Here is a 3,226-nt window from a genome sequence, read left to right on the forward strand (position 1 = left end):
GGGGCGAGTTCGTTACTTCAGAACTAACACAGTGGACGCGAGCAACTGAGGACAAGCCCTCGGCCTATTAGTACCGGTCAGCTCCACCCATTACTGGGCTTCCACATCCGGCCTATCAACCCAGTCGTCTACTGGGAGCCTTACCCTCTCAAGGAGGTGGGAATACTCATCTCGAAGCAGGCTTCCCGCTTAGATGCTTTCAGCGGTTATCCCTCCCGAACGTAGCCAACCAGCCATGCCCTTGGCAGGACAACTGGCACACCAGAGGTTCGTCCGTCCCGGTCCTCTCGTACTAGGGACAGCCCTTCTCAATATTCCTACGCGCACAGCGGATAGGGACCGAACTGTCTCACGACGTTCTAAACCCAGCTCGCGTACCGCTTTAATGGGCGAACAGCCCAACCCTTGGGACCGACTCCAGCCCCAGGATGCGACGAGCCGACATCGAGGTGCCAAACCATCCCGTCGATATGGACTCTTGGGGAAGATCAGCCTGTTATCCCCGGGGTACCTTTTATCCGTTGAGCGACGGCGCTTCCACAAGCCACCGCCGGATCACTAGTCCCGACTTTCGTCCCTGCTCGACCCGTCGGTCTCACAGTCAAGCTCCCTTGTGCACTTACACTCAACACCTGATTGCCAACCAGGCTGAGGGAACCTTTGGGCGCCTCCGTTACCCTTTGGGAGGCAACCGCCCCAGTTAAACTACCCATCAGACACTGTCCCTGATCCGGATCACGGACCGAGGTTAGACATCCAGCACGACCAGAGTGGTATTTCAACGGCGACTCCACCATGACTGGCGTCACGGCTTCAAAGTCTCCCACCTATCCTACACAAGCCGAACCGAACACCAATATCAAACTGTAGTAAAGGTCCCGGGGTCTTTCCGTCCTGCTGCGCGAAACGAGCATCTTTACTCGTAGTGCAATTTCACCGGGCCTATGGTTGAGACAGTCGAGAAGTCGTTACGCCATTCGTGCAGGTCGGAACTTACCCGACAAGGAATTTCGCTACCTTAGGATGGTTATAGTTACCACCGCCGTTTACTGGCGCTTAAGTTCTCAGCTTCGCCCTGTCGAAACAGAGCTAACCGGTCCCCTTAACGTTCCAGCACCGGGCAGGCGTCAGTCCGTATACATCGCCTTACGGCTTCGCACGGACCTGTGTTTTTAGTAAACAGTCGCTTCTCGCTGGTCTCTGCGGCCACCCCCAGCTCACGGAGCAAGTCCGATCACCGGTGATGGCCCCCCTTCTCCCGAAGTTACGGGGGCATTTTGCCGAGTTCCTTAACCATAGTTCACCCGAACGCCTCGGTATTCTCTACCTGACCACCTGAGTCGGTTTAGGGTACGGGCCGCCATGAAACTCGCTAGAGGCTTTTCTCGACAGCATAGGATCATCCACTTCACCACAATCGGCTCGGCATCAGGTCTCAGGCTCAATGTGTGACGGATTTGCCTACCACACGCCCTACACCCTTACCCCGGGACAACCACCGCCCGGGCTGGACTACCTTCCTGCGTCACCCCATCGCTTACCTACTACCACCTTGGGTCAGCGGCTCCACCACTCCCCTTCACCCGAAGGATCCAGGGCGGCTTCACGGCCTTAGCATTAATGGGCTCGATATTGGGCGTTTCAAAGCGGGTACCGGAATATCAACCGGTTGTCCATCGACTACGCCTGTCGGCCTCGCCTTAGGTCCCGACTTACCCTGGGCAGATCAGCTTGACCCAGGAACCCTTAGTCAATCGGCGCACACGTTTCTCACGTGTGTATCGCTACTCATGCCTGCATTCTCACTCGTGAACCGTCCACAACTCGCTTCCGCGGCTGCTTCACCCGGCACACGACGCTCCCCTACCCATCACAGCACCCGTTGGGGCTATACGCTGCAATGACACGACTTCGGCGGTACGCTTGAGCCCCGCTACATTGTCGGCGCGGAATCACTTGACCAGTGAGCTATTACGCACTCTTTCAAGGGTGGCTGCTTCTAAGCCAACCTCCTGGTTGTCTCTGCGACTCCACATCCTTTCCCACTTAGCGTACGCTTAGGGGCCTTAGTCGATGCTCTGGGCTGTTTCCCTCTCGACCATGGAGCTTATCCCCCACAGTCTCACTGCCGTGCTCTCACTTACCGGCATTCGGAGTTTGGCTAAGGTCAGTAACCCGGTAGGGCCCATCGCCTATCCAGTGCTCTACCTCCGGCAAGAAACACACGACGCTGCACCTAAATGCATTTCGGGGAGAACCAGCTATCACGGAGTTTGATTGGCCTTTCACCCCTAACCACAGGTCATCCCCCAGGTTTTCAACCCTGGTGGGTTCGGTCCTCCACGAAGTCTTACCTCCGCTTCAACCTGCCCATGGCTAGATCACTCCGCTTCGGGTCTTGAGCGTGCTACTGAAACGCCCTATTCGGACTCGCTTTCGCTACGGCTTCCCCACACGGGTTAACCTCGCAACACACCGCAAACTCGCAGGCTCATTCTTCAAAAGGCACGCAGTCACGAGATACAAGCAAGCTTGTATCCGACGCTCCCACGGCTTGTAGGCACACGGTTTCAGGTACTATTTCACTCCGCTCCCGCGGTACTTTTCACCATTCCCTCACGGTACTATCCGCTATCGGTCACCAGGGAATATTTAGGCTTAGCGGGTGGTCCCGCCAGATTCACACGGGATTTCTCGGGCCCCGTGCTACTTGGGTGTCTCTTAAACGAGCCGCATGAATTTCAGCTACGGGGGTCTTACCCTCTACGCCGGACCTTTCGCATGTCCTTCGCCTATCCATACGGTTTCTGACTCGTCTCACAGCCGGCAGACTGTGAAAAAGAGATCCCACAACCCCGCATGCGCAACCCCTGCCGGGTCTCACACGCATACGGTTTGGCCTCATCCGGTTTCGCTCGCCACTACTCCCGGAATCACGGTTGTTTTCTCTTCCTGAGGGTACTGAGATGTTTCACTTCCCCTCGTTCCCTCCACATGCCCTATGTGTTCAGGCATGGGTGACAGCCCATGACGACTGCCGGGTTTCCCCATTCGGAAACCCCCGGATCAAAGCCTGGTTGACGGCTCCCCGGGGACTATCGTGGCCTCCCACGTCCTTCATCGGTTCCTGGTGCCAAGGCATCCACCGTGCGCCCTTAAAAACTTGGCCACAGATGCTCGCGTCCACTGTGTAGTTCTCAAGCAACGACCAGCCACCCATCACCCC

At 56.8% G+C, this 3,226-nt stretch carries 1 rRNA gene; it reads right to left on the reverse strand.

From position 1 onward, the window contains the following. Positions 1-47: 47 nt before the first annotated feature. A 23S ribosomal RNA gene (locus tag AB0C99_RS39470) occupies positions 48-3,169 on the reverse strand. Between the last annotated feature and the right edge of the window lie 57 nt (positions 3,170-3,226).

Origin of the sequence: Streptomyces sp. NPDC048659, assembly GCF_040650575.1 — a bacterium.
Taxonomy (GTDB): domain Bacteria; phylum Actinomycetota; class Actinomycetes; order Streptomycetales; family Streptomycetaceae; genus Streptomyces.